Here is a 17,490-nt window from a genome sequence, read left to right as displayed (position 1 = left end):
TTTAATTCAAAATATTGCTTAATGATTCTATAGAGACCTTTTGAGCGCTTGCTGCGCCGCCACATCAGCTACAATCCGTTCCGTGCGCCAAGCCAATCTGCGCACGTCCGCTAGGCCCTTCGCCGCCAAGCTTCGCCCTGATGGGCGCTTCCCCTTTTCTCCTTATTCGACCGCCTGGATTGGAGTCTCTCAAATAGAGCGACAGGCTGCCGCTGGAGCTGTTTTGACTACCACTTCCCCTTTCGCCGACCTCGGGCTGGCTGATTCGCTGTTGCGTGCCATTGCCGACACCGGCTACACCGCGCCCACGCCCATTCAAGCCCAGGCCATTCCCCAAGTGCTGAAAGGCGGCGACCTGCTTGCAGCCGCCCAGACCGGCACCGGCAAGACCGCCGGTTTCACGCTGCCGATCCTGCACCTGCTGTCGCAGAAAAAGCCCGAGGCCCGCAAGCCCGGCCGCCCCCGTTGCCTGATCCTGACCCCGACGCGTGAACTGACCGCGCAGGTCGCCGAATCGGTGCAAACCTATGGCAAGTACACCTCGCTGACGTCCATGGTGATGTTCGGCGGCGTCAACATTAACCCCCAGATCTCCGCGCTGCGCAAGCCGCTGGACATCCTGGTCGCCACCCCCGGCCGCCTGCTGGACCATTGCGGCCAGAAGACGGTCGACCTGTCCGGCGTCGAAATCCTGGTGCTGGACGAAGCCGACCGCATGCTGGACATGGGCTTCATCCGCGACATCCGCAAGATTCTCGCGCTGCTGCCCAAGCAACGTCAGAACCTGCTGTTCTCGGCCACGTTCTCCGACGAGATCCGCACCCTGGCGCGCGGCGTGCTGAACAATCCGGGCGAAGTCTCGGTCACCCCGCGCAACACCGCCACCGAGCTGGTCACGCAGACGGTGCACATCGTCGAGCAACACCACAAGCGCGACCTGATCAGCCACATCATCCGTGAAAGCGGCTGGCACCAGGTGTTGGTCTTCACGCGCACCAAGCACGGCGCCAACCGCCTGGCCGAAAAGCTCGTGAAGGACGGCCTGACCGCCGCCGCCATCCACGGGAACAAGAGCCAATCGGCCCGCACGCGCGCGCTGGCCGGCTTCAAGGACAGCAGCGTGACCGTGCTGGTCGCCACCGACATCGCCGCCCGAGGCCTGGACATCGACCAGTTGCCGCAGGTCGTGAACTTCGAGCTGCCCAACGTGCCGGAAGACTACGTCCACCGCATCGGCCGCACGGGCCGCGCGGGCGCCACCGGCGCCGCGGTCTCGCTGGTCGACAACAGCGAAATCAAGCTGCTCAAGGACATCGAGCGCCTCATCAAGAAGACGATCGAACGCAAGCCCGTGGAAGGCTGGACGCCGCCCGCCACCAGCGCAGCCGCCTTCGAACGCCAGGAACGCGACGAAGACTCGCGCAGCATGCGCGGCGGTCCCCGTAATGGCGGCCGCGGCGGCAACGGCGGCTCGGGCCGCTCCTCGCGTCCTGCCCAAGGCCAGCCGCGCGCAGCGGCAGGCGGCCGTGCCCCCGCACCGGCCCGCGCCGGCGAAGGCCGTGGCAACGGCGGTTCGCGCGATGGCAAGCCCGCCGACCGTCCGGCTCACGCCGGCCGCAACGAGGGCCGTCCGCAACAGAATCGCCGTCCCGAAGGGTCGTCGCGTCCGGCCGGCAATGCTGGTTCGGGCCGCCCGGCCGAGGGACGCGCCGGCCAAGGCCGTCCGAGCGGCGCGCCGCGTGCCGCGTTGCTGAGCAAGTAATATCTCCCGCAACCCCGACACTGCGATCCAAGGACCCGCGCCATCATGCCCTTATCCACCTGGTTGACGTTCTTCCTGGCCTCCTGGGCCATTTCGTTCTCACCGGGCGCCGGCGCCATCTCGGCCATGTCGTCCGGCCTGAAATACGGCTTTGCGCGCGGCTACTGGAACACGGCAGGCCTGATCCTGGGCATCCTGTTCCAGTTCGTCGTGGTCGCCGTGGGATTGGGCGCTGTGCTGGCGACGTCGGAAATGGCGTTCAACGTGGTCAAGTACCTGGGCGTTGCCTACCTGATCTACCTGGGCGTGCGCCAGATCCGCACGGATGCCGCGCCGGTCGCGGTGGATGCCGGCGATCCGCGTCAGGCGTCCATTCGTGACCTGGTCCTGCGCGGGTTCCTGATCAACACCATGAACCCCAAGGGCACCGTCTTCCTGCTGGCCGTGGTGCCGCAGTTCGTGGATCCGGCGCTGTCGCTGACGCCGCAGTACGCGGCCTTGGCCGCCACGCTGGCGTTTACCGACCTGGTGGCGATGGGCGTGTACACGCTGCTGGCGGCGCGCGTATTGCGCCTCTTGCGCGACGCCAAGCACATCCGCTGGATGAACCGCACCTTCGGGTCGCTCTTCATCCTGGCAGGCGTGTTCCTGGCAACCTTCCGCCGCCACAACTGAAATTAAAAGCGTGGGGCACGGGCCGGCAATGGCGCGTGCCCCACATGTTTTCGTGCATGACACCGGACCGCACCGGCCTGAAAAGCGGCGTTAAGTAGAATCCTCCGATCATGAGCATTTCCAACGAAGTCGCACGGCGCCGTACGTTCGCCATCATTTCCCACCCTGACGCGGGCAAGACCACGCTGACGGAAAAACTGCTGCTGTTCGCAGGCGCCATTCAGATCGCCGGCAGCGTCAAGGCGCGCAAGGCGTCGCGCCATGCCTCGTCCGACTGGATGGAAATCGAAAAGCAGCGCGGCATTTCCGTGGCGTCCTCGGTGATGCAGATGGAGTACCGCGACTGCGTCATCAACCTGCTCGACACCCCGGGCCACCAGGACTTCTCCGAGGACACGTATCGCGTGCTGACGGCGGTGGACGCCGCGCTGATGGTGATCGACGCGGCCAACGGCGTCGAGCCGCAGACCATCCGCCTGCTGCAGGTCTGCCGCGCGCGCAACACGCCAATCATCACGTTCATCAACAAGATGGACCGCGAAGTGCGCGAGCCGCTGGAACTGCTGTCCGAAATCGAAGGCCACCTGGGCATGGACGCCGTGCCGTTCTCGTGGCCGGTGGGCATGGGCAAGTCGTTCGGCGGCGTGTTCGACATCCGCCGCGACCGCATGCGCGTGTTCCGTCCCGGCCAGGAGCGCCGTTCCGACAACGACGACTTCATCGAAGGCCTGACCAATCCCGAGATCGCCAAGCGCTTCGGCGGGGCGTTCGACCAGGCCAGCGGCGAGATCGAGCTCATCAACGAGGCGGCGCCCGCCTTCGACCGCGACCAGTTCCTGGCCGGCAAGCAGACGCCCGTGTTCTTTGGTTCGGCCATCAACAACTTCGGCGTGCAGGAAGTGCTGGACGCCCTGGTCGATCAGGCGCCGCCCCCGGGCGCACGCATGGCGCTGCAACGCGAGGTGAAGCCCGAAGAGCCCAAGTTCACCGGCGTGGTGTTCAAAGTGCAGGCCAACATGGACCCCGCCCACCGCGACCGCGTCGCCTTCGTGCGCGTGAGCTCCGGCCGCTTTGAGCGCGGCATGCGCCTGAAGGTCGCGCGCACCAACAAGGAAATGCGCCCCAACAACGTGGTGTCCTTCCTGTCGCAACGCCGCGAACTGCTGGACGAAGCCTATGCGGGCGACGTCATCGGCATTCCGAACCACGGCGTGCTGCAACTGGGCGACGTGCTGACCGAAGGCGAGACGCTGCAGTTCACGGGCCTGCCGTTCTTCGCGCCGGAACTGTTCCAGGCGGTCGAAGTGAAAGACCCGCTGCGCACGAAGCAATTGCGCACCGGCCTCACCCAATTGGGCGAGGAAGGGGCCATTCAGGTGTTCCGTCCCGAGGTCGCCGGCGGCTCGCTGCTGCTGGGCGCGGTCGGCCAACTGCAGTTCGAAGTGGTCGCGCACCGCCTGAAGACGGAGTACGGCGTGGATGCCCGGATGCTGCCTTCGCGCTACACAATGGCACGTTGGATTACGTCTGAAAACCCCAAGGCGCTGCGCAAGTTCATGGATGCCAATGCCGCCCATATCGCCTATGATGTCGTCGATGCTGCGGCGTTTTTGATCGGTTCTCCCGCGCAGTTGCGCGTCGCCGAGGAACTGTATCCCGATGTGAAATTCCACGCCATGCGGGAGCACGGCGGCAAGGTTTTCGGAGACAAGGCGTAGACCCGTTCGGGTTCCGCACGGCAGATTGAGGGTAGCAATGTCTTGGCGTTTTTTATTCGCAACGCTCCTTATCGCGCTCGGCGCGTCGGCATGGGGCGGAATTCAACTGGGTGACTGGCTGGTGGCGCATGCGCCGGCGGCCGCGCCCGCTCCTGGGCAGGACGCAGCCGCGTCCCAGCAGCCCGTGCTGGACGCCAATGGCCGTCCGTACGTGGCGCAGCCGCCGCAGCCGCGCATCGACGGCACGTTGGGCGTGCCCGACAAGCCGTCCGATCGCGAATGGCAGGTCAACACGGTGTCGCTGTTCGACACTGTCAGCGATCCCGCCGTCCAGATCTCGCGTGAACGCATCAGCCCCGAACAGGCCCGCGAAATCGCCGCCTCGTCTCAGGTGCCGCTGCCGTCGGGCAATTCCGACGTCAGCACGATGGACCTGCTGGTGCCCGGCACGTCAACCGCCATCAACGGTGGCGTAGCCGCTGGCGGCAGCTACGGCACGCCGCAGATGGTGCAGGCGCCCCCGCCGCCGCCCAACACGGCGCCGGCAGCCGGCGCGCAAGGCTGGCAGGACGCGCTGCGGCGTGAACTGGCCCAATGCGCTACGCAAGGCTTCTTCGAACGCCCCTCATGTTCCTGGAACGCGCGCAACAAGTACTGCGCGCCGAACCGCGCCTGGGGCACGATGGCCGAATGCCCGGCCCGTCCGCAGTAAGACGTCTGCCATAAAGACGTCACCTCGACAACTTCACACGCAGTTTCACGGCAAGAAAAATGGCGCCCCGCGTGAACTGACCCCCGAAAGTTGGACGAAATCCAACCTTCGGGGGTTTTTGCATGGCGAAGTACGAAGAGCAGTTCAAGATCAAGGTGGTGCAGGCATACCTGCAGGGCACAGACGGCTTTAAGTCGGTGGCGCGCCAACACGATGTGCCGCACTCAATGGTGCGGCGGTGGGTCGAGAGCTTTCGAGCGCACGGCGTTGACGGGTTGCGCAGGCAATCTGGCTCGTACAGTGCGGCGTTCAAACAATCGGTGCTGATCAAGATTCGACGCGAAGGTCTATCGGACACGCAGGCGGCGGTGTTGCTGGGGATTCGCCATACAGGGCACATCACGAAATGGCGCGCCCAGTATGATGCTGGGGGTATAGAGGCGCTGGCGCGCAAGCGTCGAGGAGCGAGCATGCCGCATAAATATCCCCCAGAACCCGTGTCTAAGGACATGACCAAGGAAGAACTCGAGCAAGAGCTGGCTTATCTGCGCGCGGAGAATGACTACCTAAAAAAAATGAAGGCCTTGATCGAAGCGGAGAAGACCCGGGCGCTGGTTGGAAAGCGCAAGTGGTTCAAGGATTAAGGCCCAAGCATCCGCTGGCACTACTGCTACGCGTAGCCAAGCTATCGCGTAGCACGTTCTATTACCACCTGAAGGCGTTGGGAGCCGTGGATCCGTACGCCGAGCTCAAGCAGCGCATCGGCGCGGTCTTCGCACGCCACAAAGGCCGCTACGGCTACCGCCGGATCACGGCGGTCTTGCGCCAGGCCGGTGAACAGGTGAATCACAAGACGGTGCAGAAACTGATGCAGGCGCTGGGGCTGAAGTCGCTCGTGCGCGCCAAAAAGTACCGATCCTACCGGGGCCAGTCGCACCACGTGGCGGCCAACGTGTTGGCACGCGACTTCGAGGCGGCGCGTCCCAACGAGAAGTGGGTCACCGACGTGACCGAGTTCAACGTGCGCGGCGAGAAGCTATACCTGTCGCCGGTGATGGACCTGTACAACGGCGAGATCGTCGCTTACGAGACCAACCGCCGGCCGGTGTTCAAACTGGTGGGCGGCATGTTGAAGAAGGCGCTGGCGCGGCTACTGCCCGAAGAAAGGCCTGTCCTGCACTCCGACCAAGGGTGGCAATACCAGCAGCCAAACTACCGTCGGATGCTGGCGGATCGATCAATCACGCAGAGCATGTCACGCAAGGGCAACTGCCTGGACAACGCCGCCATGGAAAGCTTCTTCGGCACGCTCAAGGCCGAGTTCTTCCATCTGAACCGCTTCGAGAGCGTCGAGCAATTGCAGGCCGGCATCCGGCAGTACATCCGTTACTACAATCACGATCGCATCAAGCTCAAGCTAAAAGGCCTGAGCCCGGTGCAATACCGAGCTCAGGCCTTCCGGCTCTAGCTGACCGTCCAACTTCTGGGGGTCAGTTCACGCGGGGCGCCATTTCTTTTGCTGCCAGCAGCCTTATTCAGGCACGGACATCTGGCTTTGCAGGTAGTTCTGGATGCCGACCTTGTCGATCAGGTCGATCTGGGTTTCCAGATAGTCGATGTGCTCTTCGGTGTCGTCCAGGATGTCCTGGAACAGATCGCGCGACACGTAGTCCCGCACCGATTCGCAATACGCAATGGCTTCCTTGACGGTCGCCTGAGCGGCCGTTTCCAGCTTCAGATCACAGGCCAGCAGTTCCGGCACGTCTTCGCCGATCAGCAGCTTGTGCAGGTCTTGCAGATTGGGCAGGCCGTCCAGCATGAAGATGCGGGCGATCAGACGATCGGCATGCTTCATTTCGCCGATGGATTCTTCGTACTCGTGCTTGCCCAGCTTGTCGAAGCCCCAATGGTTCAGCATGCGGGCATGCAGGAAATATTGGTTGATGGCCGTCAGTTCGTTGGTCAGTTGCTTGTTGAGAAACTGGATGACGGTTTTGTCGCCTTTCATGATGGACTCCTTGCAGTCAGGCGCGACGCGAGCGCATCGCGACAAAGGAGCGCACGATGCCGCGCGTACGCAACCCATGCAGACTACCATTGGCCGCAGGGCCGCGCCTAGCCTTGCTCTGCATTTGGTAAACGGCTTTAGGAGCGCAACAAGAAAGCGACAAGCTAATGAGAATGAGTATGTGTGTCTGAGGCCTTGCATGCGTGGCGACGCAACGGCGCGGGCTGCAGACGCGGGGCGCGCTGAAATGGCTTCGCGATTGTCCCCATATATGTTGCGCGGCGGCCCCTGCGCCGCGTCAATCTGCGCTGCCAACGCGTCACGCCGGCTCGTTGCATATCAGCAACCGGATCAGGCCGCGTTGACCGTCCTCAATTCACGCGGTGCGCCGCGTCGCAAGCCAGATGCCGAATGCGATGGGCACGATGCCCAGCAGGTCCAGCCACGAGACGGGCTCACGAAGCACCACCCAACCGAACAACAGGCCCAGCGGCGGCATCAGAAAATGCAGTGCGCTGGCCGAGGTGGCGCTGGCGCGGCCCAGAATCATGAACCACAGGTAATAACCGCCCATCGACACCGCGACGATCATGTAGGCCATGCTCCAGATCAGGCTGGACGTCAGACGCGCATCGCCGAGGTTTTCCGTGGCCAGGGCGAACGGCAGCAATGCCGCGGCGCCTGCCAGCGACTGGATGCCCGTCGACGTCCACAGACCGGAGGTGGGCTTGAGCATCTTGTAGAGCAGGGTGCCGGCCACCAACGCAATCAGGCCCCCGGTCACAAGCAGCGTGCCGTGCAGGTCTTCCTGCATGCCGGTCAACCGCGATCGCAACACCAGCGCCACGCCCGCCAACCCCAGGCACAGCCCCAGCAGTTTGCGCCAGCTCAGCCGCTCACCCAGCAACGGACCCGCCAGCACGCCGATGAGCAGCGGGTTGGTGCTGATGAGCACGGCGGTGAACGCGGACGACACGGTGGTCATACCCGACCAGCTCAAGCCCAGGTACAGCGCGTTGTTGAGCGCCCCCAGCAGAACCAGCGCGGCCAGGTCGCGGCCCGAGGGCAGCTTCCAGCGACCGCTGGCCGCCGCCAGGCCCAGCATCAACGCGCCCGCGATCAGGAACCGGATCGTCAGCAGGGTCAGCGGCGGACAGTCGCGCACGGCGATCTTGGCTGCGGCAAACGCCGAACTCCATAGAAAGCAGAACGCGGCGATCGGCAGGAGGCTGATGCCCGGGCTGTCGGATGCGGGCAAGGCAGGGGCAGGGGTCGAAAGGGCCTTCATGGTTGATCCGGCTTCGTAGATCTGCAACCGCATGCGCGGCGGGATGGGAGGCATTCTGCGCGCCGGGCCATCCATTGACAAACTCTTTATTCGGATCGAAAGTATTTGAAATTCGAATGCTTGAAGGCGCCGTCATGCTCGATCTCGATCTCCTGCACAGCTTTGTCTCGGTCGTGGACGCTGGCGGCTTCACCGCCGCGGGCGAACGCGTGCACCGCAGCCAGTCCACCGTCAGCCAACAGATCCGCAAGCTGGAAGAGACGCTGGAATGCCCGCTCTTCCTGCGCGAAGGCCGGCAGGTCCAGCTAACCGAAGAAGGCGAACGCCTTCTGGGCTATGCGCGGCGGATGCTGGCGTTATCCACCGAGGTCCGTGAGGCCGTCAGCGGCCGCAAGCGCGTGGACGTGATCCGCCTGGGCATTCCGGACGACTTTGCGGTGGACGCGCTGACTGCCGTCGTCGCCGCCTTCGCCAGAACGAGGCCCGCGGTGCAGCTGTCGGTGCGTTGTGACCTGACGGCGGTCCTGACGCGAAGCCTGGAGCGGGGGGATCTGGACGTGGCGCTGCTCAAGCGCGAGCCCGGCGCGGGCACGGCGCTGGCCGCGTGGCCCGAGCGGCTGCACTGGATCGGCAGCGCGTCAATGCAGGCGCCGCTGACGCCGGAGGCGCCCGTGCCGCTAGTGGCGTTTCCGCAGGGCTGCATCTACCGCAACCGCGCCATCCATGCGCTGGAGGCCGCCGGACGCCGCTGGCGCATCGCCTACGAAAGCCCGAACCTGTCGGGCGTGCAGGCCGCGCTGGCGGGCGGGCTGGGAATCGCGCTGCTGGAACGCCGCTGCATCGCGGCCGGGCACAGGATCCTGGACGTGGGCCTGCCCGCCGTCCCGCCGTCCGAATTGGCGCTATGCGTGGCCGGCAACGCGCGCGAAGCGGCACGTCAACTGGCGATGGATATCAGGGAATTTTGCGAGAAGGAAATGACGCGGCTCGCCGCATGAAGGCAGCGAGCCGGAATTGACACCAATGCTCAGGCGATGGCGACCAGCGGAATCGGGAAGCTGCTGTTGGCAGCCGGCGTGTCCGATTCAACGAGGGCGGGAGCATTGACCGGAACTGCGATGGAGCGCACGTCGCACACGCTGGAGCAGCGGCCGCCCGGCAGGTATTCGGCGGCGGTTGCCGCGCAGCAGCCGCAGCACGTGGCCACGCCCAGCTCGAACTGCAGGTCGGAAAGCGTCGTCGCGCCCGCGTCCACGCTGGCGCGGACTTGGCGTTCGGTGATGGCATTACATACGCAAATGTACATGCGAATGATTATCGAAAATTATTTAGGCCCTGGCAAGCCCTGTGCGCAAATAATTTTGCAACCGAAGTGTCACGCAAGCCATTGAAAATAGGGACAATTTTGCCGAAGCTTGTCCCTTATTTCAACGCGCCGCGGCTTGCGCCTTGCGCAGCGCGGCCGGGGCAATCCGCAGCGCTTCGCGGTACTTTGCCACCGTCCGGCGGGCGATCACTATCCCCTGATCGGCCAGTTTTTGCATGATCTGGCTGTCCGACAACGGCTTGGCGCGATTCTCGTCGGCCACCATCTGGCGGATGTAGGTCTGCACCGCGGTCGCCGACGTGGCGTCGCCGCCTTCGGTCGAAACGCCCGTGCCGAAGAAGCGCTTGAGCTCCAACGTGCCGAACGGAGTGAGCATGTACTTCTGCGTCGTGGCGCGCGAAATGGTCGATTCGTGAAGACCGAGTTCGCCGGCGATGTCTTTCAGGATCAGCGGGCGCATGGCCGCCGGGCCCTGGCTGAAGAATGCGGTCTGGCGTTCGACGATGGCCTGCGAGACGCGCAGGATGGTGTCGAAACGCTGCTCCACGTTCCGGATCATCCATTTGGCCTGCTGCAATTGCGCCTGCAGCCCGGCGTGCGCGGATTCCTTCTGGTTGCCCAGCATCTGCGCATACAGGCCATTGATCTGCAAGCGCGGCACCGCGGCGCTGTTGAGCGTGGCCTGCCAGCCGCGCCGCGTCTTGCGCACAATGACGTCCGGCACCGCATATTCGGCCGCCGGCACAGTCCACGCCCGTCCGGGGCGGGGCTCCAGGCGCAGGATCAACGCATGCGCCGCGCGGAACGTGGGTTCGTCGCAACCCAGCGCCGCACATACGCGCGCGGCGTTGCCGGTTGCCAGCAGCGGCAGGTGTTCGGCGCAGATCCGCCGCGCACAGGCCAGCACGGCGGGATCGGCCGCCTCGGGCAGCCGGCCGAGGTCGGGATTGCGCAACTGCAGGTGCAGGCACTCGGCCATGTCGCGCGCGCCGATCCCCACGGGATCGAACGACTGCAGCAGCGACAGCGCCGCGCGCAGCTCGTCCATGTCCGGCTCCATTTCTGCCGGGAGCCAACTAAGAATCTCGTCCAGCGGCGATCCGAGGTATCCGTTTTCGTCCAGTTCGTCGATCAGCAGGGACGCCAGCGCGGCATCGCGCGGCGCCGCCCGGGTCAGGGCAAGCTGGCCCAGCAGATGCTCGCGCAAGGTGTCCGGACGCGCCGCCTCGGGCAGGCTGGCGTCGTCATCGGGGTACACGCCACCCGAACCCGGCATCTCGTCGATGGGCGTATCGCGCTCGGCCGCCGGCTCGTCGTCCTGCACCGAGGACTCGCGTTCGGACTCTGCCCGCGACTCCGCCTCGGGTGACGACGGCTCGTCCTCCCGGTCCAGCAGGGGATTTTCGGCCAGCACTTGCGAGATTTCCGCTTCAAGGTCGAGCGTCGACAGCTGCAACAACCGGATCGATTGCTGAAGTTGTGGGGTCAGCGTCAGGTGCTGGCCAGGCCGCAGTTCTAAAATTGGACGGGTCATAGGTACAATATTTTGCATGATGAATCTGACTTCGCCCGCAAGCGTTCGCCAGGACTGCCGACTGATCGGCCAGACCCTGCTCAAACTGGCGCTTCCCCGACTCGTTTTGCGCGCGATCGTCATCGCTGTCGCGATCGTTGTCTGGTATCTGGTTGCCTCCTGGATACTCGATTTCGGCAAGCGCATGAACTACGACTTCCTGCACACGCTAGGCCAGCCCACCCAGGACATGGCGCAGCGGATCAATCCCTACCTCTGGTGGGTGGTTGCCGGCATCTGGACCCTGATCGTCTTCTTTTCGGTGCGCGCCTGGTTCTACGCCAGCCTGGCCTCGGGCGCCGCGACGCCGGTCGGCACGGATACGCTGGCCGAACTGGCGCCCAATCTGTCTGAAGAATCGCTAGGCGTGCTGCGCTGGACCTGGGGCGACCGGCAGGAACCCTTCACCGTCGGCGACCTGCGCCGCTCGCTGTCGGAATTGCGCCACAACCGCATTGGCAAGATCGACATGGTGGCCGAGCAGGCCCGGATCCTGGAAGCGGGCGCCAACCGCCCCGGCCGCGATCCGCGCGACGACGGCCGGCGTGACGACGTCCGCCGCGACGCGCCGCGCGAACCGCGCTATGTCGAACCCCGCATCGGCCCGGCCCGCTAGGCCGCATCCAGACTGCCAAAAGGCCGCCGCAAGGCGGCCTTTCTGTTTCCAAAGGCCCATTCGTCAGCCTTCGGAAAAGACCACGGTCTGATCCGTCCCTTGCTCTTTCCGTTTGCGCTTCCCGAAAAAGTATGTTTGACTAGCACCCCATGGCCGCTTACCGCACCCCCCTCGCGATTGCCACCGGACGCTCCGCCGCTCCGGTCGCCGGCCTGCGCGTTCAATCCTCCTTCATCGCGCTATCGCTATTGCTACCGATCGGTTGCCGGGCCTAGTGTCCCCGTGGTAGCTCGGCAGCCACGTTTGCCACACGCGATTTCCCCCTTTTATCTCTGAATCCTGCCGGCCATCCCGGCAAACCCTGGCACAAGACCGTCATCCGGTTGCGATGCCGACGAGCGCAAAACGCGCCGGGATTCAAAAGAAACCGATCGAGGTGTAGTGATGATGCTTGCCAACCCCGCCACCAAATACGTCCCCTTCGCGCCCTTTACCCGCGATTTCTCCGAACGCACCTGGCCCAGCCGCCGCATCACGAAGGCGCCGATCTGGATGAGCACGGACCTGCGTGACGGCAACCAGGCGCTGATCGAGCCGATGAGCGTGGAACGCAAGGTCCGCTTCTTCGAACAGCTCGTGAAGATCGGCTTCAAGGAAATCGAAGTCGGTTTCCCGTCCGCGTCGCAGACCGACTTCGACTTCGTGCGCAAGCTCATCGACGAGAAGCGCATCCCCGATGACGTGACCATCATCGTGCTGACCCAATCGCGCGAAGACCTGATCAGCCGCACCGTGGAAGCCGCCGCGGGCGCCAAGCAGGCCATCGTCCACATGTACAACGCTTGCGCACCGGCCTTCCGCAAGGTCGTGTTCAATATGTCCAAGGACGAGATCAAGAACATCGCCACGACCGGCACGCGCCTCATCAAGCAGTACACATCGCAGCGTCCCGAAACCAAGTGGAGCTACGAGTACTCGCCCGAAGTCTTCAGCACGACCGAACCCGAATTTGCGCTGGAAGTCTCGGACGCCGTCGCCGATGTCTGGCAGCCCACGCCGGACCACAAGATGGTGCTGAACCTGCCCGCCACCATCGAGGCGACCACGCCCAACCTGTACGCCGACCAGATCGAGTGGATGCACAAGAATCTGGCCCGCCGCGACAGCATCGTGCTCAGCGTCCATCCGCACAATGACCGCGGCACCGCCGTGGCCGCCGCCGAGTTTGCCGTGATGGCCGGCGCCGACCGCATCGAAGGCTGCCTCTTCGGCAGCGGCGAGCGCACCGGCAACGTCGACCTCGTCACGCTGGCGCTCAACCTCTACACGCAAGGCGTGCATCCCGGCCTGGACTTCTCGGACATCGACGAAGTGCGCCGCTGCGCTGAATACTGCAACCAGTTGCCGGTCCATCCGCGTCATCCGTACGCGGGTGACCTGGTCTTCACCGCGTTCTCGGGCTCGCACCAGGACGCGATCAAGAAGGGCTTCGCATTGCAAAAGACCGACGCCGTCTGGGAAGTGCCGTACTTGCCGATCGACCCCGCCGACCTCGGCCGCAGCTACGACGCCGTGATCCGCGTGAATAGCCAATCGGGCAAGGGCGGCGTGTCGTACCTGCTTGAGCAGGAGCACGGCCTGGTGTTGCCGCGCCGCTTGCAGATCGAATTCAGCCGCGCCATCCAGCGCGTCACGGACGAAACCGGCCGCGAAGTCACCGCCGACGACGTGCACACGATCTTCAACCGCGAATACCTTGAGCAGAAGGCGCCGTGGAAGCTGATCCGCCATCGCATCGACGGCGATCCGTCGGCCGGTGAAGGCCAGCACTTCAGCATCGAAGCCGAACTTGAATTCAACGGCGAACGCCGCATCGTGAGCGGCAAGGGCGACGGCGCGATCTCCGCCTTCGTGGCCGCGCTGGATGTGCCCGTGCGCATCATGGACTACCACGAGCACGCCATCGGCACCGGCACCGGCACGCGCGCCGCGTCCTATGTCGAACTGCGCGTCGGCGAATCCGCCACGGGCTTTGGCGTGGGCATCGACCGCGACATCGTGACGGCCTCGTTCCAGGCCGTGCTGAGCGCCGTGAACCGCCACATCAATTCCGGCGCCGTCACCGCCGAACAGGAAGCCGCCGAAGCCGTGTGATCCACGACCAGGCCTGAAGCCCCCGACAACGGGGCATGAAATGAAGCCCGCCTTATCCGGCGGGCTTTTTCATTGGGGGCGATTGCAATCAGCCGCGCGGCCACATGTCGGACGCGCCGATATCCGGCGCATTGGCGGCCAGCAGCCGCGCATGGATCCATGCGCCGATGGCGAGCAGGCGATGGTCCTGATATCGCGCGCCAACGAGCTGCAAGCCCACCGGCAGACCCTGCGGTCCCGTCGCGAACGGCAGGTTCAGGCATGGCAGGCCGAACAGCGTCCAGGCCCGCGAGAATTGCGGATCGCCCGTGCCCAGGTCGGCAAACGGCGCCTCGCCGCTGGCGCTGGGGGCAAGCAGCACGTCGTATTGGTCGAACCATGTGTCGACCCGCGCGCGCGATTCGGCGGCGCGTTCCAGGTTCTTGATGTGCTGCTCCGCGCTGATCTGCGCGCCGGATTCCAGGATGGCCTGTAGCTTGGGACTGAGCTGCGCGGCATGTTCCACGCGTTCGTACGCCAGCGCCTGCGAGGCCTCGAACGCCATGATGTCCGAATGCAGTTGCACCAGCACGCAATGCTCCGGCGGCAGCGGCACTTCTTCGACCTTGGCGCCCGCGCGCGACAGGATCGCCGCGGCCTGCGCGAAGGCCTCTTTGGTTTCGGGCTGCGCATGGCGCCATTGCAGGCTGCGATACATGCCCACGCGCGGCGCGTCGTGATAGGACAGATCCAGCATGCGCGGATCGCGCATCAATACCGACGAGAACAGCGCCACGTCTTCCACCGAGCGCGCGAATCCGCCCACCGTATCCAGCGATTCGGCCAGGCTTTTCACGCCGGCGCGGGAGATCCCGCCGAACGTGGGCTTGAAGCCGACCACGCCGCAATAGGACGCGGGCCGGATGATGGAACCCGCGGTCTGCGAGCCCAGCGCAAAGGGCACCATGTCGTCGGCCACCGCGGCGGCCGAGCCGCTGGACGAGCCGCCGGGCGTGTAGGCCTCGTTGCGCGGATTGCGCGTGGGGCCGGCCTGGTAGGTGGCGAATTCGGTGGTGACGGTCTTGCCGATGACGATGGCGCCCGCGCCACGGCACAGCGCCACCGAGGCGGCGTCCAGTCCGGGATGATGGCGGTCGTAGATGGGAGAGCCGTAGCGGGTGGGCAGGTCGGCGGTATCGAACAGGTCTTTCACGCCGATGGGCAGGCCGTGCAGCGGACCGCGCAGCGCGCCGCGGTCGAGGGTTTCGGCGTGGTCGAGCGCAACCTGCTTCTGCAGGGCCGTCCAGGCATGAACGGTGTTCTCGCGCTGTTCGATGCGCGCGAAGCAGGCGCGCACCAATTGCACTGCGGTCAATTCACGCCGTTGCAGCTTGCGCGCGGCTTCAACCGCGCCCAGTCTGTTCAAGGCAGTAGACATGATTCTTTCCTCTTTGCCGGTGCCGCGACGAGCGCGGAAAAACATACTGCGCACCCGGTCCCCTTGACCGAGGGTATGCCCGGCGTGGCTGCCTGCCTGTGAAAGCAAGCGTCATGCCCAGCACACCGACCCCGCCGTTGTGCGTGTTGCGTCAATTGGGAAAAACACCGAAAGAACGGGGTTTCCGCCGAATAACGCGCTGCGCCATGGCTTTGTGTTGTTGCGTTCGCACCAGCATAGCGCAAACCCGTGCAATACAAAGTTCATATTCCTCAAGTAAAGTGAAATCGTTTTCAGCAAACTTGCAGCGATTCCATCAATGGCTACGCGCCCGTCGCCCCGCTTTTCCATCATCGAAGTGGCTCGCAAGGCGGGAGTTTCGCCGGCGACGGTGTCGCGCGCGTTCAACCAGCCGGAGATCGTGCATCCCGACACGCTGGCGCACATCCGCAACATTGCCAAGCGCGCGGGCTTTCGGCCGAACCGCGTGGGCCGCAGCCTGCGTTCAGGCAGCACGCGCACCATCGGGCTGATCCTGCCGACGCTGTCCAATCCCGTGTTTGCCGAGTGCTTCGAAGGCGCCGAACGCCGCGCCCGTGAGTCGGGCTACAGCGTCATGCTGACCGCCACCGGCTACGACCCCGCCGTGGAATCCGCGGCCGTGCAGGGCCTGATCGACCATCAGGTCGACGGACTCATCCTGACCGTGGCCGACGTCAGCAAGAGCGCCACGCTGGACGACCTGGACCGCAGCGGCATTCCTTACGTGCTGGTCTACAACGAATCCAATGATCATCCGTTTGCTTCGGTCGACAATCGCGCCGCAGCAAGCGACATGGTGGCGCATCTGGCCGCGATGGGGCACAAGCGCATCGCGCTGGTGACCGGCCCGCTGACCGCCTCGGACCGCGCGCGCCGACGCCTGATGGGCGCGCGCGCCAGCGCCAAGAAGCTGGGTCTGGACGCGATCCAGCACATCGCCATGAGCTCGCACACCGGCAGCGACGTGGATGCCTTGAAGGCCGCGCTGCGCGGCAAGCAGGCGCCCACCGCGCTCTTCTGTTCCAACGACCTGCTGGCCACCGCCGTCATCGCCGACCTGGTGGGACTGGGGCTGTCGGTGCCCGCTGACATTTCCGTGTGCGGCTTTGACGGCATGCGCTTTGGCGCGTTGCTGACCCCACCGCTGACCACCGTCGCGCAACCCAGCGACGGCATCGGCCAGACCGCGTGCTCGAACCTGCTGGCGCAGATTCATGGTCAGCCACCGCAATCGAACCGCCTGCCGCATTGCATCGTCGTCGGCGGCACTGCGGCATCCGTACGCCGCTAAGCCCGCTACCCACCATTCAGACAACTTCCAGATCGCCATGCTCATCGCACAAATCACCGACCTCCACATGCGCACCCCGGGAGACAAGGCCTACGGCATCATCGATCCGGCCGCGTTTCTGGCGCCCGCGGTGCGCGCCCTGAATGCGCTGACGCCGCGCCCCGACTGCGTGCTGATCACCGGCGACCTGACGGACCTGGGCAAGCCCATCGAATACCAGACGCTGCGCGAGCACCTGCAAGCGCTTGAGATTCCGTACTTCCTGCTGCCCGGCAACCACGACGACCGCGCCCAGTTGCGCGCCGCGTTTCCCGCCCACGCGTATCTGCAGGACGGCGGTCAGTTCGTGCAGTACGCCATCGAGACCTATCCGCTGCGCCTGCTGGCGCTGGACACCGTGGTGCCGATGAAGAGCCATGGCGAACTCTGCCAGACGCGCCTGGATTGGCTGGCAGAGCGCCTGGCCGAACAGCCCGGCCGGCCCACGCTGGTCCTGATGCACCACCCGCCATTCCTGACCGGCATCGAGCACATGGACGACATCGGCCTGCTGGCCGGCGCACCGGAACTGGAACGCATCGTCGCGCGCTATCCCAACGTCGAACGCGTGCTGTGCGGCCACCTCCATCGCACGATCTTCCAGCGCTTTGGCGGCACGATCGCATCGACCTGTCCGGGCACCGCGCACCAGCTTGCGCTGGAACTCGGTCCGCGCCCGACGCTGCAATACATCATGGAACCGCCCGGCTATCAGCTGCATTGGTGGCAGGGCGGCAACCTGGTCACGCATCACGCCGTTATTGGGGATTACCCCGGCCCGTATCCGTTCGGTTGAAACCGGCGCGGGAAACCCGCGCATTGCCACATATCCGTCATGTTTGCGCTGCACAATGAAAAGGTTTTCATA

The 17,490-nt window shown here is 64.8% G+C and carries 15 protein-coding genes; 10 read left to right on the top strand and 5 right to left on the bottom strand.

Annotated features, from left to right (window positions below; genetic code table 11):
• Positions 1-223: 223 nt before the first annotated feature.
• From AB3147_RS00745 to AB3147_RS00725, 5 genes are all read left to right on the top strand, one after another.
• The gene (locus AB3147_RS00745; RefSeq protein ID WP_191576253.1) at positions 224-1,762 is read left to right on the top strand and encodes a DEAD/DEAH box helicase; all 1,539 of its coding nucleotides are present in this window, start codon (positions 224-226) and stop codon (positions 1,760-1,762) included.
• A gap of 45 nt (positions 1,763-1,807) precedes the next feature.
• Positions 1,808-2,437, top strand: coding sequence for a LysE family translocator (locus AB3147_RS00740; protein WP_175123938.1), 630 nt, complete (start codon positions 1,808-1,810; stop codon positions 2,435-2,437).
• Positions 2,438-2,547: 110 nt separating this feature from the next.
• A complete protein-coding gene (locus AB3147_RS00735) occupies positions 2,548-4,155 on the top strand; it encodes a peptide chain release factor 3 (protein WP_056565700.1) in 1,608 nt (535 codons plus the stop codon).
• Positions 4,156-4,192: 37 nt separating this feature from the next.
• Positions 4,193-4,867, top strand: a complete 675-nt coding sequence (locus AB3147_RS00730; RefSeq protein ID WP_056565702.1) for a hypothetical protein — start codon at positions 4,193-4,195, stop codon at positions 4,865-4,867.
• A 122-nt stretch (positions 4,868-4,989) separates the two neighbouring features.
• Positions 4,990-6,335, top strand: a protein-coding gene (locus AB3147_RS00725) for an IS3 family transposase (protein WP_370632974.1) whose coding sequence is annotated in 2 segments (ribosomal slippage) — positions 4,990-5,454 and positions 5,457-6,335 — 1,344 coding nt in all. Because the reading frame shifts where the segments join, the coding sequence is not laid out codon by codon here.
• A 63-nt stretch (positions 6,336-6,398) separates the two neighbouring features.
• On the opposite strand, the gene bfr is transcribed toward AB3147_RS00725, so the two are convergent.
• Positions 6,399-6,875, bottom strand: coding sequence for a bacterioferritin (gene bfr, locus AB3147_RS00720; RefSeq protein ID WP_056327755.1), 477 nt, complete (start codon positions 6,873-6,875; stop codon positions 6,399-6,401).
• A 376-nt stretch (positions 6,876-7,251) separates the two neighbouring features.
• On the bottom strand, positions 7,252-8,163 hold the full coding sequence (locus AB3147_RS00715; protein ID WP_175123939.1) for a DMT family transporter: 912 nt from the start codon (positions 8,161-8,163) through the stop codon (positions 7,252-7,254).
• A 134-nt stretch (positions 8,164-8,297) separates the two neighbouring features.
• Here AB3147_RS00715 and AB3147_RS00710 point away from each other — a divergent pair, with 134 nt between their 5' ends.
• Positions 8,298-9,161: a LysR substrate-binding domain-containing protein gene (locus tag AB3147_RS00710; protein ID WP_367353504.1), complete on the top strand. Its 864-nt coding sequence runs from the start codon at positions 8,298-8,300 to the stop codon at positions 9,159-9,161.
• A gap of 29 nt (positions 9,162-9,190) precedes the next feature.
• Here the strand turns inward: AB3147_RS00710 and AB3147_RS00705 are convergent, their stop codons facing one another.
• Positions 9,191-9,469 carry a (2Fe-2S)-binding protein gene (locus AB3147_RS00705; protein ID WP_056327752.1) on the bottom strand — a complete coding sequence of 93 codons (279 nt, stop codon included), beginning with the start codon at positions 9,467-9,469 and terminating at the stop codon, positions 9,191-9,193.
• A 121-nt stretch (positions 9,470-9,590) separates the two neighbouring features.
• Positions 9,591-11,042, bottom strand: coding sequence for an RNA polymerase factor sigma-54 (gene rpoN / locus AB3147_RS00700; protein WP_367351224.1), 1,452 nt, complete (start codon positions 11,040-11,042; stop codon positions 9,591-9,593).
• Between rpoN and AB3147_RS00695 the strand changes: the two genes are divergently transcribed.
• Positions 11,041-11,679 carry a hypothetical protein gene (locus AB3147_RS00695; RefSeq protein WP_175123941.1) on the top strand — a complete coding sequence of 213 codons (639 nt, stop codon included), beginning with the start codon at positions 11,041-11,043 and terminating at the stop codon, positions 11,677-11,679. The genes rpoN and AB3147_RS00695 overlap by 2 nt on opposite strands.
• Before the next feature lie 444 nt (positions 11,680-12,123).
• Complete coding sequence (gene leuA, locus AB3147_RS00690; protein WP_367351223.1) at positions 12,124-13,833, top strand: 2-isopropylmalate synthase; 1,710 nt, start codon at positions 12,124-12,126, stop codon at positions 13,831-13,833.
• Positions 13,834-13,921: 88 nt separating this feature from the next.
• On the opposite strand, the gene AB3147_RS00685 is transcribed toward leuA, so the two are convergent.
• On the bottom strand, positions 13,922-15,250 hold the full coding sequence (locus AB3147_RS00685; protein ID WP_367351222.1) for an amidase: 1,329 nt from the start codon (positions 15,248-15,250) through the stop codon (positions 13,922-13,924).
• A gap of 319 nt (positions 15,251-15,569) precedes the next feature.
• On the opposite strand from AB3147_RS00685, the gene AB3147_RS00680 reads away from it, so the two are divergent.
• Positions 15,570-16,583: a LacI family DNA-binding transcriptional regulator gene (locus AB3147_RS00680; protein WP_105236891.1), complete on the top strand. Its 1,014-nt coding sequence runs from the start codon at positions 15,570-15,572 to the stop codon at positions 16,581-16,583.
• 37 nt (positions 16,584-16,620) lie between these two features.
• Complete coding sequence (locus AB3147_RS00675) at positions 16,621-17,418, top strand: phosphodiesterase (protein WP_218342393.1); 798 nt, start codon at positions 16,621-16,623, stop codon at positions 17,416-17,418.
• Positions 17,419-17,490 lie beyond the last annotated feature (72 nt).

Origin of the sequence: Achromobacter animicus, assembly GCF_040775605.1 — a bacterium.
GTDB classification, from domain to species: Bacteria; Pseudomonadota; Gammaproteobacteria; order Burkholderiales; family Burkholderiaceae_B; genus Achromobacter; species Achromobacter animicus.
Note: the sequence above shows the minus strand (reverse complement) of the source record. Positions and strands in the feature narration are given on the sequence as shown.

Coding starts and splice junctions, on each gene's coding strand:
- AB3147_RS00740 (WP_175123938.1), top strand. CDS start 1,808: ATGCCCTTATCCACCTGGTTGACGTTCTTCCTGGCCTCCTGGGCCATT.
- AB3147_RS00735 (WP_056565700.1), top strand. CDS start 2,548: ATGAGCATTTCCAACGAAGTCGCACGGCGCCGTACGTTCGCCATCATT.
- AB3147_RS00730 (WP_056565702.1), top strand. CDS start 4,193: ATGTCTTGGCGTTTTTTATTCGCAACGCTCCTTATCGCGCTCGGCGCG.
- bfr (WP_056327755.1), bottom strand. CDS start 6,875: ATGAAAGGCGACAAAACCGTCATCCAGTTTCTCAACAAGCAACTGACC.
- AB3147_RS00715 (WP_175123939.1), bottom strand. CDS start 8,163: ATGAAGGCCCTTTCGACCCCTGCCCCTGCCTTGCCCGCATCCGACAGC.
- AB3147_RS00710 (WP_367353504.1), top strand. CDS start 8,298: ATGCTCGATCTCGATCTCCTGCACAGCTTTGTCTCGGTCGTGGACGCT.
- AB3147_RS00705 (WP_056327752.1), bottom strand. CDS start 9,469: ATGTACATTTGCGTATGTAATGCCATCACCGAACGCCAAGTCCGCGCC.
- AB3147_RS00695 (WP_175123941.1), top strand. CDS start 11,041: ATGATGAATCTGACTTCGCCCGCAAGCGTTCGCCAGGACTGCCGACTG.
- rpoN (WP_367351224.1), bottom strand. CDS start 11,042: ATGCAAAATATTGTACCTATGACCCGTCCAATTTTAGAACTGCGGCCT.
- leuA (WP_367351223.1), top strand. CDS start 12,124: ATGATGCTTGCCAACCCCGCCACCAAATACGTCCCCTTCGCGCCCTTT.
- AB3147_RS00685 (WP_367351222.1), bottom strand. CDS start 15,250: ATGTCTACTGCCTTGAACAGACTGGGCGCGGTTGAAGCCGCGCGCAAG.
- AB3147_RS00680 (WP_105236891.1), top strand. CDS start 15,570: ATGGCTACGCGCCCGTCGCCCCGCTTTTCCATCATCGAAGTGGCTCGC.
- AB3147_RS00675 (WP_218342393.1), top strand. CDS start 16,621: ATGCTCATCGCACAAATCACCGACCTCCACATGCGCACCCCGGGAGAC.